The sequence below is a fragment of the Paenibacillus sp. F024 genome, assembly GCF_057814255.1.
This window is the reverse complement of sequence record NZ_JBVASZ010000009.1, coordinates 49,568-65,896: the sequence shown is the minus strand read 5'-3', so window position 1 is coordinate 65,896 and position 16,329 is coordinate 49,568. Positions and strand designations below refer to the sequence as shown.

Annotated in this window: 14 protein-coding genes; all 14 read right to left on the bottom strand. The window is 48.3% G+C overall.

Annotated features, from left to right (window positions below; genetic code table 11):
- Window positions 1-60: 60 nt before the first annotated feature.
- A complete protein-coding gene (locus ACZYR9_RS11510) occupies window positions 61-1,329 on the bottom strand; it encodes an MFS transporter (protein WP_488978738.1) in 1,269 nt (422 codons plus the stop codon).
- A 288-nt stretch (window positions 1,330-1,617) separates the two neighbouring features.
- Window positions 1,618-3,294: a sigma-54 interaction domain-containing protein gene (locus ACZYR9_RS11505; RefSeq protein ID WP_488978630.1), complete on the bottom strand. Its 1,677-nt coding sequence runs from the start codon at window positions 3,292-3,294 to the stop codon at window positions 1,618-1,620.
- Window positions 3,295-3,480: 186 nt separating this feature from the next.
- A complete protein-coding gene (gene uxaC / locus ACZYR9_RS11500; protein WP_488978629.1) occupies window positions 3,481-4,893 on the bottom strand; it encodes a glucuronate isomerase in 1,413 nt (470 codons plus the stop codon).
- Window positions 4,894-5,124: 231 nt separating this feature from the next.
- The gene (gene gucD, locus ACZYR9_RS11495; RefSeq protein WP_488978628.1) at window positions 5,125-6,591 is read right to left on the bottom strand and encodes an alpha-ketoglutaric semialdehyde dehydrogenase GucD; all 1,467 of its coding nucleotides are present in this window, start codon (window positions 6,589-6,591) and stop codon (window positions 5,125-5,127) included.
- Between the two features lie 117 nt (window positions 6,592-6,708).
- Window positions 6,709-7,587, bottom strand: coding sequence for a fumarylacetoacetate hydrolase family protein (locus tag ACZYR9_RS11490; protein WP_488978627.1), 879 nt, complete (start codon window positions 7,585-7,587; stop codon window positions 6,709-6,711).
- A 44-nt stretch (window positions 7,588-7,631) separates the two neighbouring features.
- Window positions 7,632-8,420 (bottom strand): IclR family transcriptional regulator, encoded by a 789-nt coding sequence (locus ACZYR9_RS11485; protein ID WP_488978626.1) that lies wholly within the window; start codon window positions 8,418-8,420, stop codon window positions 7,632-7,634.
- A gap of 33 nt (window positions 8,421-8,453) precedes the next feature.
- Window positions 8,454-9,386, bottom strand: a complete 933-nt coding sequence (locus ACZYR9_RS11480) for a U32 family peptidase (RefSeq protein ID WP_488978625.1) — start codon at window positions 9,384-9,386, stop codon at window positions 8,454-8,456.
- A gap of 229 nt (window positions 9,387-9,615) precedes the next feature.
- A complete protein-coding gene (locus tag ACZYR9_RS11475) occupies window positions 9,616-10,683 on the bottom strand; it encodes a TRAP transporter substrate-binding protein (protein WP_488978624.1) in 1,068 nt (355 codons plus the stop codon).
- A 36-nt stretch (window positions 10,684-10,719) separates the two neighbouring features.
- Window positions 10,720-11,745, bottom strand: coding sequence for a C-terminal binding protein (locus ACZYR9_RS11470; RefSeq protein WP_488978623.1), 1,026 nt, complete (start codon window positions 11,743-11,745; stop codon window positions 10,720-10,722).
- 15 nt (window positions 11,746-11,760) lie between these two features.
- Window positions 11,761-13,041 carry a TRAP transporter large permease gene (locus ACZYR9_RS11465; protein WP_488978622.1) on the bottom strand — a complete coding sequence of 427 codons (1,281 nt, stop codon included), beginning with the start codon at window positions 13,039-13,041 and terminating at the stop codon, window positions 11,761-11,763.
- A complete protein-coding gene (locus tag ACZYR9_RS11460) occupies window positions 13,038-13,589 on the bottom strand; it encodes a TRAP transporter small permease (protein WP_488978621.1) in 552 nt (183 codons plus the stop codon). Before ACZYR9_RS11460 ends, ACZYR9_RS11465 begins: the two co-directional genes overlap by 4 nt.
- Window positions 13,590-13,783: 194 nt before the next feature.
- Entirely contained in the window at window positions 13,784-14,845 is a 1,062-nt protein-coding gene (locus ACZYR9_RS11455) for a TRAP transporter substrate-binding protein (RefSeq protein WP_488978620.1), read from the bottom strand.
- Window positions 14,846-15,340: 495 nt separating this feature from the next.
- Complete coding sequence (locus ACZYR9_RS11450; RefSeq protein ID WP_488978619.1) at window positions 15,341-15,493, bottom strand: cysteine-rich CWC family protein; 153 nt, start codon at window positions 15,491-15,493, stop codon at window positions 15,341-15,343.
- Window positions 15,494-15,502: 9 nt separating this feature from the next.
- Complete coding sequence (gene thiM / locus ACZYR9_RS11445) at window positions 15,503-16,309, bottom strand: hydroxyethylthiazole kinase (protein WP_488978618.1); 807 nt, start codon at window positions 16,307-16,309, stop codon at window positions 15,503-15,505.
- Window positions 16,310-16,329 lie beyond the last annotated feature (20 nt).

Here is a 16,329-nt window from a genome sequence, read left to right as displayed (position 1 = left end):
TTAGATTGGAAAACCCCCGTATGCACGAGGGTTACCCTGGTATATATAAATATTTAGCGATTAGGCTGTTTTTTCCCTTCTGCCCGGTTTCACAAAGATCATGGCTACCATACCCACCGCTGCAGCAACGGCAGCCGCCACAAACATGGCCGTATAGCCGCTGCTGGCAACCAGTACTCCGGTCAGCGTAGGAGCGACAATCGTTGCAATATTGGTGATAAAATGAGTCACTCCGCCGAACGTTCCCGCTCTGGATGGTTCGGTATCGATGATGACCGTCCAATACACGGAATTAGGCAAGAAGTTAAACGCGTTCCCGATGGCCATGAGCGCAAGCACGGCAGCTACGCTGTCGACCGTTGGAATCAGTATAAAGCAGATGGCCGTAAGAAGAAGGGAAACGACGGCCAAACCAGAGCGGGCGATGCGCAGGCTCCCTGTTCTCCGGCGAAGGTAATCGGAAATTTTCCCCCCGAGAAGTACGGTCACACAAGCACCGATCCAAGGAATCATACCTAAATACCACAGGGAAGATAATTTAAAATCAAAGGTGTCCTGCAAATACTTGGGTGTCCAGGTCAAAATCAAGAAGTTCACGTATTGAAAGGCGAAATATCCGATGGCGTTCATCACCAGAGTCGGATTTTTAAAGAAATGATACCATGGCACATGAACCTTCGAACCTTTATTTACGACCTGCTCGGTTTTCAACAAGCCTTCTTGGGAACGAATTTCAGCCAATTCCTCCTTGGATACCTTCGGATGATCTTCCGGGTTGTCGGTGAACATCTTCATCCAAATGACGACCCAAATGATGCCGATGATACCCAAAACAAGGAACATCTTTTTCCAGTCCATAATGGACAGCAATCCGACAGCTACCGGCGCTGTCAGCAAAGCGCCCAGCGGGGAGCCGAGCAATCCAAGCGCCGCGGCAAATCCTCTTTCTTTAGGAGCGGCCCAGTTGGCCATCGTGCGATTGATGGTTGAGAACAGCGGACCTTCCGCTAAACCGAACAGCACTCGAAACAAGGCAAAGCCGGCGATCGCCGAACCGCCGAAAAGGGTCATTCCGATATAACCGGCATAAGCGGTTCCTATCTCAAACACGGACCAAGCGATCCCCGCCGCAATCCAGACAAACTTCGGCCCCTTCTTATCGGCCAGCATCCCTCCAAACAGCGCCCCGAACATGTAACCGTAGCCAAAGTAACCCAGGATTTCACCCCATGACTTCGGGTTAAGACCGAATTCTGCGATAATCTCGGCTTGAGCATACGAAATCGCTCCACGGTCAATGTAGTTAATAACCGTCATAAATACGATCATGCTAAAAATCAAATACCTGTACTTCAATCCTCTCACTCCTTGTCTCTAGTATGCATTTTTTGCAAGCGCTTTCTTGATGCCGAACTTTTTAGCGCTTCATAACTTTACTTTTTATTTATAACAAGGCTTAGGGATTTAGACAATATGTCAAAAAACAAAAAACTATGCAGTATCGCATAGTTGTTTTATAAAAAACCTATTAAATTCAGGATTTTCAACTATATTTATGGTTCCCATTTTGTTATGCATTTATACATATATGATTATGCAAAAATGCATACTCGATCATTATACCTTCCATCGGCTTAATTTTCTGCTTACGGTGGATTGATTTACTCCTAACACTTCAGCGATTTTCGTGGTCGAATGATACCGTTTTTGAGCCAATTGCAGCAGCTCCTTTTCCACTAAATCGACCGCTTCCTTCAAAGGCATGATCTGATGAATCTGGATGCTTTTATACTCCTTGGCATTCATATTCACATAGTCGGGCAAATGTTCTTCATGAATCCAATCTTCTTCCGTTGTGACCAACAGTCTTTCGGTCATATTCTGCAGCTCGCGGACATTTCCTGGCCAGGCGTATTCCTGCATTTTTTTTAACACCAGAGGATTGAATTTTCTCTTTTGTCCGTACTTTCGGTTTAATTGATCTGTAAAATGAAGGATTAAGGGAATGATGTCCTCTTTGCGTTCGCGCAGCGGGGGAATGGCAATGGGAACCACATTCAGCTGGTAATACAGGTCTTTTCGAAAATTGCCGGACTGCACCTTCTGCCCGATGTCTTGTGTTGTAGCGGAAATGATTCTTACATTGACCTCAATGGAAGAGTTCCCCCCCATCCGCGTAACCCTTTTTTCCTGGATGGCACGAAGCAATTTCACTTGTAAAGGCGATGGAATTTCATCCACTTCATTCAGAAATAAAGTTCCTTCGTGGGCCATCTCCAAGCAGCCTGACTTCACTTCCGCCGCACGCTCGTCGCCAAACAATTCGGTCTCCAGCAATGGAGGTGGAATAGCCCCGCAATGAACGGTAATGAACGGCCCTTCATAACGATGACTCCATTTGTGGATATACGAGGCCATCACTTCTTTGCCAACTCCCGATTCACCTAACAGCAGTACACTGGAATCCACCTTGGCTACCTTTTGAGAGAAAGAAACGACCTTTCCCATTTGTTCGCTCCGGTAGATCATTTCCTTCTCGAATTCCTTTTTGGAACGCAGGTCCATAATTTCTTTCCGGTAGCTTTCCGTTAATTGCTTGAGCAATTCAATTTCGGATCGAAGCTGACTAATCTCCGTAATATCCCTTGAGGCATTGACAACACGAATAATACGCCCCTCATCATCTTTAATCGGGGTGCCGACGACCTTCAAGCGGCGGCCGGTCTTAGTCGTTTGAATCATCGAGACCTGTTCTTGCTTCTCCAGGACAAGACGGGTAATGGAAGGATAATATACCCCTTCTCTTTCCAGCTCATATACGCTTTTTCCTACCAGCTCTTCTTCCTTGTACCCCCATAACGTTTCGCATGCAGAACTAACCCGAAGCGTAATTCCCCGGCCATCGGATACATAAATCACATCATAAGAGATATCAAAAATAGCCTTCAAATCGAAATTCAGATTTTTATAAAAATCCAGCTCCTCGACGACCTCCTTTAACTCGGACGCCTGCTGAAATACCAATACGGTACCTTTCCCCTGATCCCGTAGAAAAAAGGGGATCTGCTGAGCGGCAAACGTTTGATCACCCAGCTTAAATTGAAAACTTCTTTTTTGATCGAAAGGCTCAATACTTAAATCCCGAAGTACATCCGGCAAAAACACATCCTTCTCAAGCTTCAGCGGAAAGCGCTCGGCAGCATAACGATTCATAAGAACAATCCGCTCATCCCGATCCATACACATAATTCCAAACGGCAGCAGTTCTAACGTTTCTTGCTCCAAACCTTTCATAAGCATTTCCTCCCCGAAACACGAAAAACCCTCAATATTCATCCGTCTATCTATGTTTCATTTACTCTAACACAAAATCAGATTTTGTTAAACGAGAAGACATTCCCTTACTTGTCATGTCCAAGCAAAGAATCAGACCATCCGTGAAGGAAGGCCTGATCCCATGCCAAAAAGATATGATGCCGGTTAAGCTTTTATTTTGAAGTCAAAATATGCCTTGGCATTATTATAGGAGATGCCTTGAACAATGCTGCCCAGAAGCTCCATATCATTGGGAACCTCCCCATGCTCAACCCATTCGCCCAGCAGATTACAAACCAGTCTTCTAAAGTATTCATGCCTTGTATAGGACAAGAAGCTTCTGGAATCGGTAAGCATGCCGACAAAACGGCTCAGCAATCCCACGTTAGCCAACGTCTTCATCTGCTCAAGCATGCCGTCCTTCGTATCGTTGTACCACCAGGCCGATCCCAGCTGCATTTTCCCGGGTATGCCGCCGCCTTGGAAGGATCCCATCACGGTAGCCAGCACATAGTTATCTTTAGGATTCAAAGAGTACAGAATCGTTTTATGCAGGGCATTTTCCTTCTCCAAGGCATCCAGTAATTTACCCAGCGGGTAAGCAGGAGAGCTGTCATTGATGGAGTCAAACCCCGTATCCGGACCGGCCTGTTCATACATCCGCGTGTTGTTGTTTCTCGATGCGTTGATATGGAATTGCGTAGCCCAACCCAGCTCTGCATAAATTTTGCCTAAGAAAATTAAGGTATACGTCTTGTACTTCTTCTCTTCCTCCAGGCTTACCGCTCTTCCTTGTAAAGCATAGGAAAAAATTTCTGCCGCTTCCTCTTTTGTCGTTTCCGCATAAGGCACGTAATCTAACGCATGGTCAGAAACCGTACCGCCCACGCTGTGGAAGTATCTGGCCCTTGAATCAAGTGCGGCCAAGAATTGATCGTAGTTGGTAATCGGCTGTCCCGAGGCTTGCGCCAGCTTCTCTACCCACGGCAAAAACGTGGCTCGATTGATTTCAAGACCCTTATCCGGTCTGAATGCAGGCAGAACGGTCACGTCGAAGTCGTTCTCTTCCTTCAGTTTGATATGATATTCCAGGGAATCGGCAGGATCGTCGGTTGTACAAACCACTTTTACGTTGGACTTTTTAATCAGGTCTCTGGCACCGAAGCCTCCTCCATCGAGTAAAGCGTTTACTTTTTCCCAAATGATCGGCGCATTTTTTTCATTGATCAAGTCATAGATGCCAAAAAAACGTTGAAGCTCCAGATGAGACCATTGATACAGCGGATTTCCGATCGTCATCGGTACGGTTTTAGCCCACGCCAGGAATTTATCATAGTCGCTGGCATCGCCGGTGATATACTTTTCTTCTATCCCGTTGGCTCTCATGACTCTCCATTTGTAGTGATCTCCGTACAGCCACACTTCCGTTAAATTTTTAAAGGTTTTGTTCTCATAGATTTCCTGAGGATTCAAATGGCAGTGGTAATCGATAATCGGCATTTCTTTGGCATAGTTGTTGTATAAATGAACTGCGGTACCGTTGGTTAACAAGAAATTTTCATCCAAAAATTGTTTCATAACCATTCCACCTTTACCGTTTATAGATTTATGTTCACGTGTGCTTTAATAGTACTGCTTTTATAGCTGCATTACAACATAAAATTGTTCACGTTAACATTTGGTTGTAGAAAAATGGGCTTCCGCCGTAAGCGAGGTGCATCTCAACCGCTTTCCTGAAAAAAAGAAGGGCCTGATTTGCTTTTTGAAATGGCAAATCAGGCCCTTCGCTGGTTCATTTATGAAAGCTCATTATGGTTTGACAAATACCGTTTTGATGGAAGTGAAAAATTCGATTGCCGCTTGGCCTTGTTCACGGGAATGGGAGCTCGATTGCTTCATTCCGCCGAACGGAGCCTGCAGCTCAACGCCCGCGCTTTCCGCATTGACACGGACGAGGCCCGCATCCATATCCTTGATGAAGTTGAGCATGTTGCCGATATTGCGGGTAAAGATGGATGCGCTGAGACCGAACTTCACGTCGTTGGCGATCTCAATGGCTTCCTCCATGGTATCTACCTTAATCAACGCAAGCACTGGTCCGAAAATTTCCTCCTGCGCAATGGTCATGTCGGACTTGACGTTCTCAAATACCGTCGGCTGTACATAGAAGCCGTTCTCCAGGCCTTCGCCTTCAGGTTGGCTGCCGCCGTGAAGAAGCGTGGCCCCTTCCTCTTTTCCTTTTTGAATATAAGACAGCACGGTATCCAATTGGCTTTGGCTCGCGCAAGGTCCCATCCATGTATCGTTTTGCAGCCCGTGACCGACTTTAATTTCTTTTACTTTGGCCACAAGCTTTTGTTTAAATTCCTCATATACGGCACTTTGAACGATGACACGGCTGGTTGCCGTACATTTTTGACCTGTGGAGCGAAGTCCCCCGCTGATGGTCGCATCCACCGCGAGATCCAGGTCCGCATCGTCGGCCACGATCACAGGATTTTTACCGCCCATCTCCAGCTGATATTTGGCACCGCGCGCAAGCGCTCCCTGTCCGACCATTTTACCTACGTTGTCGGAACCGGTGAAGGTAATGCCGTTAATATCCGGATGATCGATAATGCCCTGACCGATGACAGAGCCGTTGCCTGTGACCATATTCAGTACACCTGCAGGCAGTCCCGCTTCGGCCATACATTCGACCACTTTGGCTGCGGTGACAGCCGTTTCCTGGGCCGGCTTGAGCACTACGGTATTCCCGTATACGAGCGCCGGCGCCATTTTCCAGATCGGAATAGCCACAGGGAAGTTCCAAGGCGTGATGACACCAACCACTCCAAGCGGAGCGCGTGTGGTGAACATCAAAGCATCCGCATCCGTTGACGGAATCACATCCCCGTTCTTGCGCATGCCTTCGCCGGCATAATAACGCAAAATCGCAATACCGCGGGCCGTTTCGCCCTTGGCTTCAGGGAAGGTCTTGCCCATTTCCCTTGTCATCGTTTCCGCCACTTCATCGATGCGCTTTTCCAAGGCATTCGCCATTTTGTACAAGTACTCACCGCGCGCCGGAGCGGATAGCTTTCTCCACGGCGTGGAAGCTTTTTTCGCAGCAGCTACGGCGCGGTCCAGGTCCTCTTTGCCGGATTTTTGAATGTAGCCGACAATTTCATTTTTATTTGCGGGGTTGATGCTCGCGTCCGTTTTGCCGGTAGAGGCAGCAATCCACTCCCCATTGATAAAGTTCAAATACGTTTTGGCTTCTGTTTGTACAGTCATTGTCTATCTTCTCCTTCCGAATATGAAATTAAAATGTTGGGCTGATGCGTCAAATACCGGAGTCATGCTGCTTGATAACACGATTTCCTTGTTTATTCAGCTTGCCCTGCAGCTGCTTTATTGGCCTTTAACGAAGTTTGTCAGTACGCCGATCCCGGAGACTTCACTTTCAATGCGGTCGCCATCCTGCAGCGTGAACTCGTTGGGAGGAACGATGCAGGTTCCGGTAAGAAGGACTGTCCCTTCAAAGATTTCATTATCTCTGATCAGGAAGGATACCAGCTCCTCGAGCTTTCTCTTTAACTGTCCGGTGCTTGCCGTACCGTCAACCACCTTTTCATTATTGCGGTAAATGCGGCATGCAATCTCGAACTTGTACGGATCCTCAACCGTTTCCGCCAAAAGGATGGCCGGCCCGATGGAGCACGATCGTTTCCAAACCTTCGCCTGCGGAAGATAGAGCGGGTTCTCTCCTTCAATGTCACGGCAGCTCATATCGTTGCCGACAGTATAGCCCAGAATCGTGCCTTTGCTGTCGATAACAAGTCCCAGCTCGGTTTCTGGAATTTGCCAGTTGGAGTCGCTGCGCAGGTATACATCGTCATTGGGACCTACGGTTCGTGCCGCAGTCGATTTAAAGAAAATTTCCGGACGCTCGGCATCGTATACTTTATCATAGAACGTTGTGGCATCCAGCTTGCCGCCGGTAGCCTCATAGTTTCTGGCTTCCTTGCTGCGGGCATAGGTAACGCCGGACGCCCATACTTCAGGGGCTTCAATCGGCACCAGCAGGCGAAGCTTGTCGAACGCCGTTGACAGCGGGCTGCCGGACTCCATGTCGCGCGATACAAGCTTTAACGGAGTCGTTCCCTGTGCCTTAGCGGCGTCCACCAGCTCCATAAAACCTTGATACGGCAGTGCAAATACTTGATTGTCGTTGGTTAATGCACCAACCGTAGGTACATCAGAATCGTTTAAAAATCGAATGATACGCATAAAATAGCCTCCCAAGTTAGTATATATTGAATTCCTTCAGATGCTTAGTACACTTCTTTTACATGATGAAATGAAGGAATGCCGAATCCCATCTGATCTGAAATTTCCTCTGCGGCCTGCTGCAGGGATTTTACGTGCTCCATCAGCTCCGCATCATTAACGCGTGCGATGAGCGTTGACATACTGATTGCAGCGATAACTTGCCCTGTATGATCCCTTACCGGTACGGCTATGCAGCGCACACCGGGCTCATTTTCTTCATTGTCTACGGAATAGCCTTGTCCGCGTACCTTTTCCAGTTCCTGCATAAAATAAGATTCATTCATAATGGTTTTGGGCGTATGTGACTTATAGACATAGCCTTTAAGCAATTGTTTTAACTCCTTCGGTTCCTTAAAAGCGATGAGTGCCTTGCCAACCGCGCTGCAGTGGATTGGAATTCGCTTGCCGATACGCGAATACCGGATAATGGCCTTGGGACCTTCCACTTTATCGATGTACACGCCCTCTTTGCCGTCCAGGATAACCAAATTCGTCGTCTGTCCCGAGCTGTTCGATAATTGGATCAGGTGCTTTCTTACTACATTCCGAATATCGAGATTATGCATGACGATGGTCCCTCTCTCAAGCAGCTTCATGCCCAAGCGGTATTTTCCGCTCTCGGGATTTTGTTCAATATAGCGATGAACCTGAAGCGTCTTTAAGAGAGAATGAACGGTACTCTTGTGCAGAACCATGCGATCGCTGATTTCAGTGATTTTCAACTCGGTATCATACTCATCGAACAAATCCAAAATCAAAAGTGCGCGTTCTACAGCTTGAATCATCGGCATGTTTGTTCACCCTTTTTACGGAAACCTTTCATTTTACTCGATGACAGGAACACCCAAGCCTGCAGCGCCTTTTTCCGAGGTTTTCAAATCAGGACTGTACCGCTTGATCATATCCAAACCGATTCTTGCGCGTCTGACGCGCTCTTTGCACAGTGCAATCGACGTTTGCTCCAAATGCGTGCCGGAAGGGTAAATGTTAGGCGAGTTGCGCAATCCGAATTTAATATATACCGGAGCGGCTACACGGATGATTTCCGGAATTTCGTAATGCCGGATAAATCCGCCGATATCGTCCGGAACTTCCACGTATATGTCGATCGGAATATCAATGGCCTGACGAATCGCAGCAAGACGGGCCAGGGTAAGGTCGGTCGGAACGTTATAGGTGTCAGCCCCTACGCTTTCGATCAGTTTAATGGAAACGGGGTTGGCCTGCGCCATTTGCACGGAAATTTTCACAACCAGATCTTCCGGCAGCTCGCCCTTCTTTTTAAACTCATTGACAAGCCAAAGCAGCCCTTCATCCGCTACGAGAATACTGCGAATGCCCATGTCGCAGGCCCGCTTAATATCCTCGATCGAATAAACGAGCTGGTCCATGCTTTCTACACGAAGCCCGATGACCTTTCCCGCACTGGCCCAAGGCATAGCGGTGGTATCCCATGTGCCGCGAGGTCCAACAAACAAGCTGACCTCAAGATTTTCGCGTTTGCCGATTTCCGCCATTTGCTTCAGTTCTTCATCTGTAAGAAGCATGATGCCGCTGCCTTGTGATACGCGATGAATCGTTACATCATACTGCTTGCAGGCTTCAATCACCGCTTCAAAGGAAGCAGGTCCTTCGACACTGGGAATTTCAACACGGTATTGAGCGCCATCCGGAAACGTCTTAGTGGAGGATGGCAGATCATGAAGATCACCACGCGGAAATCCGAGTTGTTCAATAAAATCACGAGTTTTTTTCAAGGGTCGCATCTCCTTTTGCATTCTTATGATTTAAATCGTGCGGAATTTGTCGTTAAAACGTTTTAATCATGTCGTTTAACGACAGCATCCATGGATGCTGGTTCCGACACGATATCCATCCGTTGTTGCTCCCGTTTCAGGAAGCATGTTTAGTAAAATAGGTGGGGAGACCGTTATCCAGCTCCCCCACCATAACTACACCCATACTTGCAATGATGGAGTTTAAAATTTATTTCCCACGCGCTTTGTTTACTTCGTCGTACATTTCTTTAACTAAAGCCTCGCCTAAATCTTTGGAGAAAGTATCAAGGACAGGCTTGACGATTTCCTGCATTTTCGCTCTGTCTTCCGGTTTTACCTCATTTACCGCGATCCCTTTAGACTTCAGGTTTTCAAGAGATTTCTTGTTTTGCTCCCGGTTCTTTTCGCGTTGGAATTTACCTGCTTCCGCAGCTGCGTCCTGCATAATCTTTTGTTCATCCGGAGTCAGACCGTCCCAGAACTTTTTGCTGACAAGAAATACGAATGGCGTATAGACGTGGTTCGTCAGACTCAAGTATTTCTGCACTTCATAGAACTTGTTGGATTCGATCGTCGGCAGCGGATTTTCTTGACCGTCAACCGTTTTGCCTTCCAATGCGCTGAATACCTCAGAGAACGGCATTGGGGTCGGATTCGCGCCTAGTGCACTGAATGCTTCAATATGCACTTTACTTTGCAGCGTGCGAATCTTCAGTCCCTGGAAGTCTGCGGCAGTCGCAACCGGCTTCTTGCTGTTGGTCAAATTACGGAATCCGTTCTCCCAATAGCCTAAACCAATGAGTCCTTGCTGCGGCAGCAGATCAAGTAATTTTTTTCCTACAGGTCCATCAAGCACCGTATCCGCTTCTTTTTCGTTATTGAATACGAACGGGTAGTCAAATACGCCGAATTCTTTCACCATAGAGGTCAGCGGAGAAGTCGAAGGAATCGTGATCTCCTGCGTACCGGCTTTTAACGCATTGGTCATTTTTAAATCGTCGCCCAATTGAGCCGCAAAGTACGTTTGCACCTTCATGCTTCCGCCGCTCTTCTGCTCCACCAGCTCGGCGAATTTCTTCAGACCCTGACCCTGCGGATGATCCTCATTCAATCCGATTCCCGCTTTGATGGTATGAGTTTTCTTCTCCGGTGTAGACGCCGGGGTACCCGAATTGCCCTGTGAAGCGTTGTTGCTCGCCGTACCCCCGCCGCAGGCGCTGACTACAAGCAGGCTGGGCAGTGTAATGCCGAGCATCGCTTTTTTGAACCACTTCATGTACCATTCCCCCATTATGATTTTTTTGTTTATCGGTTAAAAGCTTTGGTAACGCTGCTCCGGTTGAGAAGGCTTCAGCTCTACCCGCTCTTTTACCTTTTGGTTCACGAGATACTTCGGATATTCCCCAGCGATCAATACATCGACTACGCCCATGGCCGCTTTGGAGCGCATCTCCTGCGCCGCTTCCTCCGAGTACCAGGCCACGTGAGGCGTTAGAATAACGTTATCCATCGACAGAAGCGGATGATCCTGTGCAATCGGCTCTTCTTCCACAACGTCCAGCGCCGCTCCCGCAATTTGTCCTTTGCTTAAGGCGTCGACCAGCGCTTTTTCGTTAATGACCGGTCCGCGGGACGTATTGATGATAATGGCGTCTTTCTTCATCTGGGCAAATTGCTTCTCACCGATCATCCCGCGTGTGGCCTCCATGAGCGGAGCATGCACGGAAATAAAATCGGATTGAGCGCACAGCTCATCGAGCTCAACCAGCGTAACCCCTTTTTCTTCCGCCAAATGCTTCGGATAAAACGGATCATAGGCAAGGATGTTCAAGCCGAGCGGCTTCACTTTTTCCGCAAGCATCTGCGGGATTTTACCGAAGCCGACTAATCCGATCGTTCTTCCGCGGAGACGGTAAATCGGCTGGGTCACTTTGAAGTCCCAATTGCCGTTTTTCACGTGCTGGTTCGCCAGCGTAACCTTTCGGGTCCAGCTCAGCAGCAGCGCCAGCGCATGGTCGGCTACTTCATCCATGCAGTAATCCGGCACGTTGGCCACGCAGATCCCTTTTTCCGTAGCCGCCTCCAGGTCGATCGTGTTCACGCCTACGCCATAGCGCGTGATGACTTTACAATTTTCCAGCGCTTCGATCACCTTGCGGCTAACCGGTGCATATTGGTTGATCAGCGCATCCGCGTCACGGCAAACGGCAATCATATCTTCCTCGGTTCTGCATTGGGCGGGAACGAGTTCAATGGCTTCATGCTGAAGCAGTACGTTTTCCTCAAAGCGTAAATCTGCATACTCCCAATCGGTAACGACAACTTTCCATTTTTTCATCTCTTATTTCCTCCTCTATGATGTAAACCATTCAAGCGGAACCAACACAATCTGCGGGAATAAGGTGAGCAAAATAAGCACCACGACTTCGACCAGCAAGAACGGCCAGACGCCTTTTACAATGTCTTCCATGCTGAGCTTTCCGACACCGGCGGCCACGTTTAGCACCGTTCCTACCGGAGGTGTAATCAGACCAATCGAGCAGTTCAGTACGAATAATATTCCGAAAAGCACCGGGTCGATTCCTGCAGCGACGACGATCGGCATCAGTACCGGCGTCAGAATCAGAATCGTAGGCGTCAAATCCATCGCCGTACCGACCAGGAAAACCACAAGGTTAATCACCATGAGTAAGAGCAGTTGATTTTCCATGAGCGGTCCGAGCATGTTCGTCAATTCATTAGGAATGTTGGCTACGGTGATCAACCAGGATGATACCAATGCAGCCGCTGCAAGGAACATGACGACACTCGTCGTTTTGCCCGCTGCCACCAGCACGTGGTACAAATCTTTAAGCTTAAGCTCACGATAAACCACAAGGCCGACAAACAGTGCATAGAAGGCTGCAACAACGGCCGCTTCTGTCGGAGTAAAGGCTCCCCCGCGTAAGCCTGCAATAATGATGACCGGCAAAATCAATGCCCATATCGCACTAACCGAGGCCTTAAGAATCTCTTTCCCCGATTTTTTCGGGTACACTTTGTAATTATCCTTGCGTACGATCAAAAACCAAGCGAGAGCCAAACCGACTCCAAGCATTAAACCCGGGACAATACCGGCCATAAACAATTTGGTAATCGAAACACCGCTGGTCACACCAAAAATGATCATAGGAATACTTGGCGGGATGGTCGGCGCAATGATTCCCCCGGCTGCAATCAAGCCTGCGGAGCGGTTTTTGTTATACCCTGCCGCCACCATCATAGGAATTAAGATCGCCCCGAGTGCTGCCGTGTCCGCCACAGCAGAACCGGAAAGCCCAGCAAACATTACGCTTCCGATGATGGCTACGTAACCGAGGCCGCCTTTGATATGACCGACGAGCGCCATAGCGAAGTCAATGATCCGCTTGGAAATACCGCCTGCATTCATCAGCTCCCCCGCAAGGATAAAGAACGGAATCGCCAGCAGCGGGAAGTTGTCGGCACCGTCGATCAAGTTTTGGGCCATAATCTGACTGTCGAAAATATCCATTGAAAGCATTAACACCATTCCGCTTACGAGAAGCGAAAACGCAATCGGAATGCCGAGCGCCATAGCGCCAAGCAAAGAACCAAGAAAGATGGCAACGGTCATCTTGGCACCTCCTTATTCGAAGGAGGATTAACATGCGTCATGATTTCTTCCGATTCTTGGGACTTCATGTATTTATCAATGTCCTCTTTACCTAATAGCACACGGTATAATTTCAATAGGATGATCACGGCCATGCCTATACCCATCACAATACCCGTACCGTAAATCATTGTGATCGGCAGGCCGGTCGCCGGCGCCGTACTGCCGGAGTTCAGCAGCGTTATTTTCCAGCTTCCTTCAACAACCAGGAACAGGACGGTAAGCACAATGATATTACCGATGATAAATACGACCATTTTCAGGGGTCTCGGCAGTCTTTTGGTCAGCATGTCGACACCTAAATGCGCATTGTCCTTAAGTGCGACGACTGCGCCGAGAAGCACGAGCCAGATAAACAAGAATCTGGCCATCTCCTCGGACCATGTAATCCCGGAGTTAAACAAGTAGCGCAGCACGACATTTCCGAATACCAGGATAGCCATGAGCGATAGAGCAAAAGCGATGAAAGCGTGAAATAGATGCTCAACAGCTTTTCCTACTTTATTCACGCGGATTTCCCTCCTCTGTTGTTATAAAAGATCTTGTTGTTAAGGTCATTCTAAGTCGCAAGCGGTTTAAAGCGGTCATTTTTTTATAACATCAGAAGGCTGGTACCGCATTCTGATGTTATAAAAAAAGCTGCTGTTTGAAGCCATGAAGGGTCTGGGCCAACCAGACCCTTCGTCGCTTGCTCCATTTGTTGTTATTTTGCTGCGGCCTTAACCTTTTCTACCATTTCTTTACCCCAAGGATATTTCTTGTAGAATTCCTCGTACAGCGGAGCTGCGGCATCCTGCATCGCCTTCTTGAGGTTGTCGTCCGGCGTTACAAACTGCAAGCCCTTTTCCTGCAGGAATTTCTTATCTGCTTCAAAGCTGTCTTCAAGCAGCTTCCACTCGTGGCTCGCCGATTCTTTCGCTGCATCCTCGATAACCTTCTGCTGTTCAGGCGTCAGGCCATCCCAGAATTTCTTGTTGATGATGTACATATTAGGACTGAACATATGATTGGATTCCAATACATATTTTTGAACCTCATACCAGCCGGATGCGCGAAGCGTAGCGATCGGGTTGTCCTGACCGTCAACGACCTTTTGCTCCAGTGCGGTAAATACCTCGGAAATCGGCAGCGGGGATACATTGGCTCCCAGAGCTTGCCCCAGCGCGATGTAGTTCGGAATGTTAGGCATACGCAGGCGGAAGCCTTTGAAATCCTCAATGCTGTTTAGCGGTTTGTTGCTTGAGAACATCCGGAAGCCGTTAGCGCTCCAAGCGAGCACCTTCACGCCATGCTTGCTCTCCATATCCTCGGACATCTCTAGACCGATCGGACCGTCAAATACTTTTTTGGCATGGGCGAAATTTTCAAAAAGGAACGGCCATTCGCCAACCTGCATTTTCTCAATATCAGCTTGCATGATCAGTCCCGGGATTCCCATCTCGATCGTACCGCTGCGAACCCCGTTATAAAATTCTTTCTCAGCGCCAAGCTTGTTGTTTTCAAAAATTTCGACTTTCAGCGTACCATTCGAATTTTTCTCGACCAAAGGCTTAAATTTCTCACGCAGAGCAACGTTTTGAGGATGTTCGGCTGCAAAGTAATTCGCTACTTTGATCGTTTTCGTCGCTTGACCCGAATTCCCCGCATTACCCGATGATCCCGAGCCCGTACTGGCTCCTTGATTTCCCCCTCCGCAGCCCGCCAGAACAACGGAAGCGGTCAGAAGAAGAACGGCTGTCATTTTAAAACCTCTTTTGACTTTCATAAATGACACTCCCCTTTAATAAAGTTTGAAGCTTATATTATTTCTAGAAATCTTAATGTCGATTTCCAGTAAATAATCAATATGAAAGCGGTTAAATTTCTTTCAGTTGTTTTATATTATAGAACAATGTTTTGATTCTAGCTTGTAAAGATATGTACTTGAGTTCTAAGATACCTAATCGAAACATTAAGGCTTTACGGGAAGGTGCTGCAGTTCATCAAGGAGAAGTATTTCGATGTTGTTTTATAATATAGAACGACGTTTTATATACATGTGCTGAAAACGCTTTAAATGAACTATATACCATGCCGATAACTTTTGTCAAACATTAAATTTTTCATACGGAAGCCCTGCAAGGGCCTGATGGATGATGGCCGGCCGCAGATCGGACAAGACCCATCGGCTTGCAGGGCTAAACGTACTGCAGCTGTACTTATTCGACCGTCATGTTCCCTTTGAACGAATCAAGACAGGCTTTGCAAATGCATGAGACCCCTAACTGCCGCGGCGGCACAAGGTCAAAAATGGCTTGGGAAAAAACGCTTTGCCGCACCAGCATGTCCCGTGAAGCCGACCTGCCAGATTGCCGCAATGATTGTCTTTACCGCAAATCGGACAGCTCCGGGCATTTTCATTTTCTTTGACCACGAACGGCACCTACTCTGTACGAATTACCGCATGCTTGCGCAGTGCGTCTCCATCCGTCCGGTACAGCTGATTTAGTAATTCCGTCTGAAAAGTCCCGGGGCGATCGAGGCCGGATACTTCTACAGCCTTCTCGGCAGCCACGCCGTAATAAGCGAGGGCTGATACCGCAGCCCATGCCAGATCCTTCTCTACAGCCGCAAAAGCGCCGATTACCGAGGTTAACAAACAGCCCGTTCCGGTGACTTTCGTAAGCAAAGGGGTGCCGTTGCTGACTTTATAGACGACCTTGCCGTCACTTACGATATCGTCCTTCCCGGTTACGACCGCCACGGTCCCCAACGTCCGGGCCGCTTTACGGGCAAGCTCCGCCGCATCGCCTCCCGCTTCGGCAGCATCGACGCCCTTGATGCTCCACGCTTCCCCAATGACATTCGCCACTTCGGCCGCGTTCCCCCTAAGAATCGAGACGTTGATTTCCCTCATGATACGGCGGGCCGCTTCCGTTCGATAAGGAGTAGCTCCCGCTCCTACCGGGTCGAACACCACGGGTACTTGATGCTCATTGGCCGATTTGCCGGCAGCCAGCATCGCATAGACGACCTCCTCATCCAGCGTCCCCATATTCAATACCAACGCTCCGGCAATTTGGGCCATATCGGCCACTTCCTCTTTGGCATAAGCCATGACGGGAGAAGCGCCTAAGGCCAGCAGCCCGTTGGCCGTGAAGTTCGTCACAACGACATTGGTAATATTGTGTACCAGCGGGTTCTTTTCCCGCACCTTTTCCAAGGATGTGACTGCTTTTTGGATATCCATCCGATAACCTCCTTGCACGT

What these genes read in the sequence shown, in the direction of transcription:
- ACZYR9_RS11485 (WP_488978626.1), bottom strand. Translation starts at nt 8,420, where the DNA reads ATGCCGATGATTCAAGCTGTAGAACGCGCACTTTTGATTTTGGATTTG.
- ACZYR9_RS11510 (WP_488978738.1), bottom strand. Translation starts at nt 1,329, where the DNA reads ATGATCGTATTTATGACGGTTATTAACTACATTGACCGTGGAGCGATT.
- thiM (WP_488978618.1), bottom strand. Translation starts at nt 16,309, where the DNA reads ATGGATATCCAAAAAGCAGTCACATCCTTGGAAAAGGTGCGGGAAAAG.
- uxaC (WP_488978629.1), bottom strand. Translation starts at nt 4,893, where the DNA reads ATGAAACAATTTTTGGATGAAAATTTCTTGTTAACCAACGGTACCGCA.
- ACZYR9_RS11455 (WP_488978620.1), bottom strand. Translation starts at nt 14,845, where the DNA reads ATGAAAGTCAAAAGAGGTTTTAAAATGACAGCCGTTCTTCTTCTGACC.
- gucD (WP_488978628.1), bottom strand. Translation starts at nt 6,591, where the DNA reads ATGACTGTACAAACAGAAGCCAAAACGTATTTGAACTTTATCAATGGG.
- ACZYR9_RS11505 (WP_488978630.1), bottom strand. Translation starts at nt 3,294, where the DNA reads ATGAAAGGTTTGGAGCAAGAAACGTTAGAACTGCTGCCGTTTGGAATT.
- ACZYR9_RS11470 (WP_488978623.1), bottom strand. Translation starts at nt 11,745, where the DNA reads ATGAAAAAATGGAAAGTTGTCGTTACCGATTGGGAGTATGCAGATTTA.
- ACZYR9_RS11490 (WP_488978627.1), bottom strand. Translation starts at nt 7,587, where the DNA reads ATGCGTATCATTCGATTTTTAAACGATTCTGATGTACCTACGGTTGGT.
- ACZYR9_RS11465 (WP_488978622.1), bottom strand. Translation starts at nt 13,041, where the DNA reads ATGACCGTTGCCATCTTTCTTGGTTCTTTGCTTGGCGCTATGGCGCTC.
- ACZYR9_RS11475 (WP_488978624.1), bottom strand. Translation starts at nt 10,683, where the DNA reads ATGAAGTGGTTCAAAAAAGCGATGCTCGGCATTACACTGCCCAGCCTG.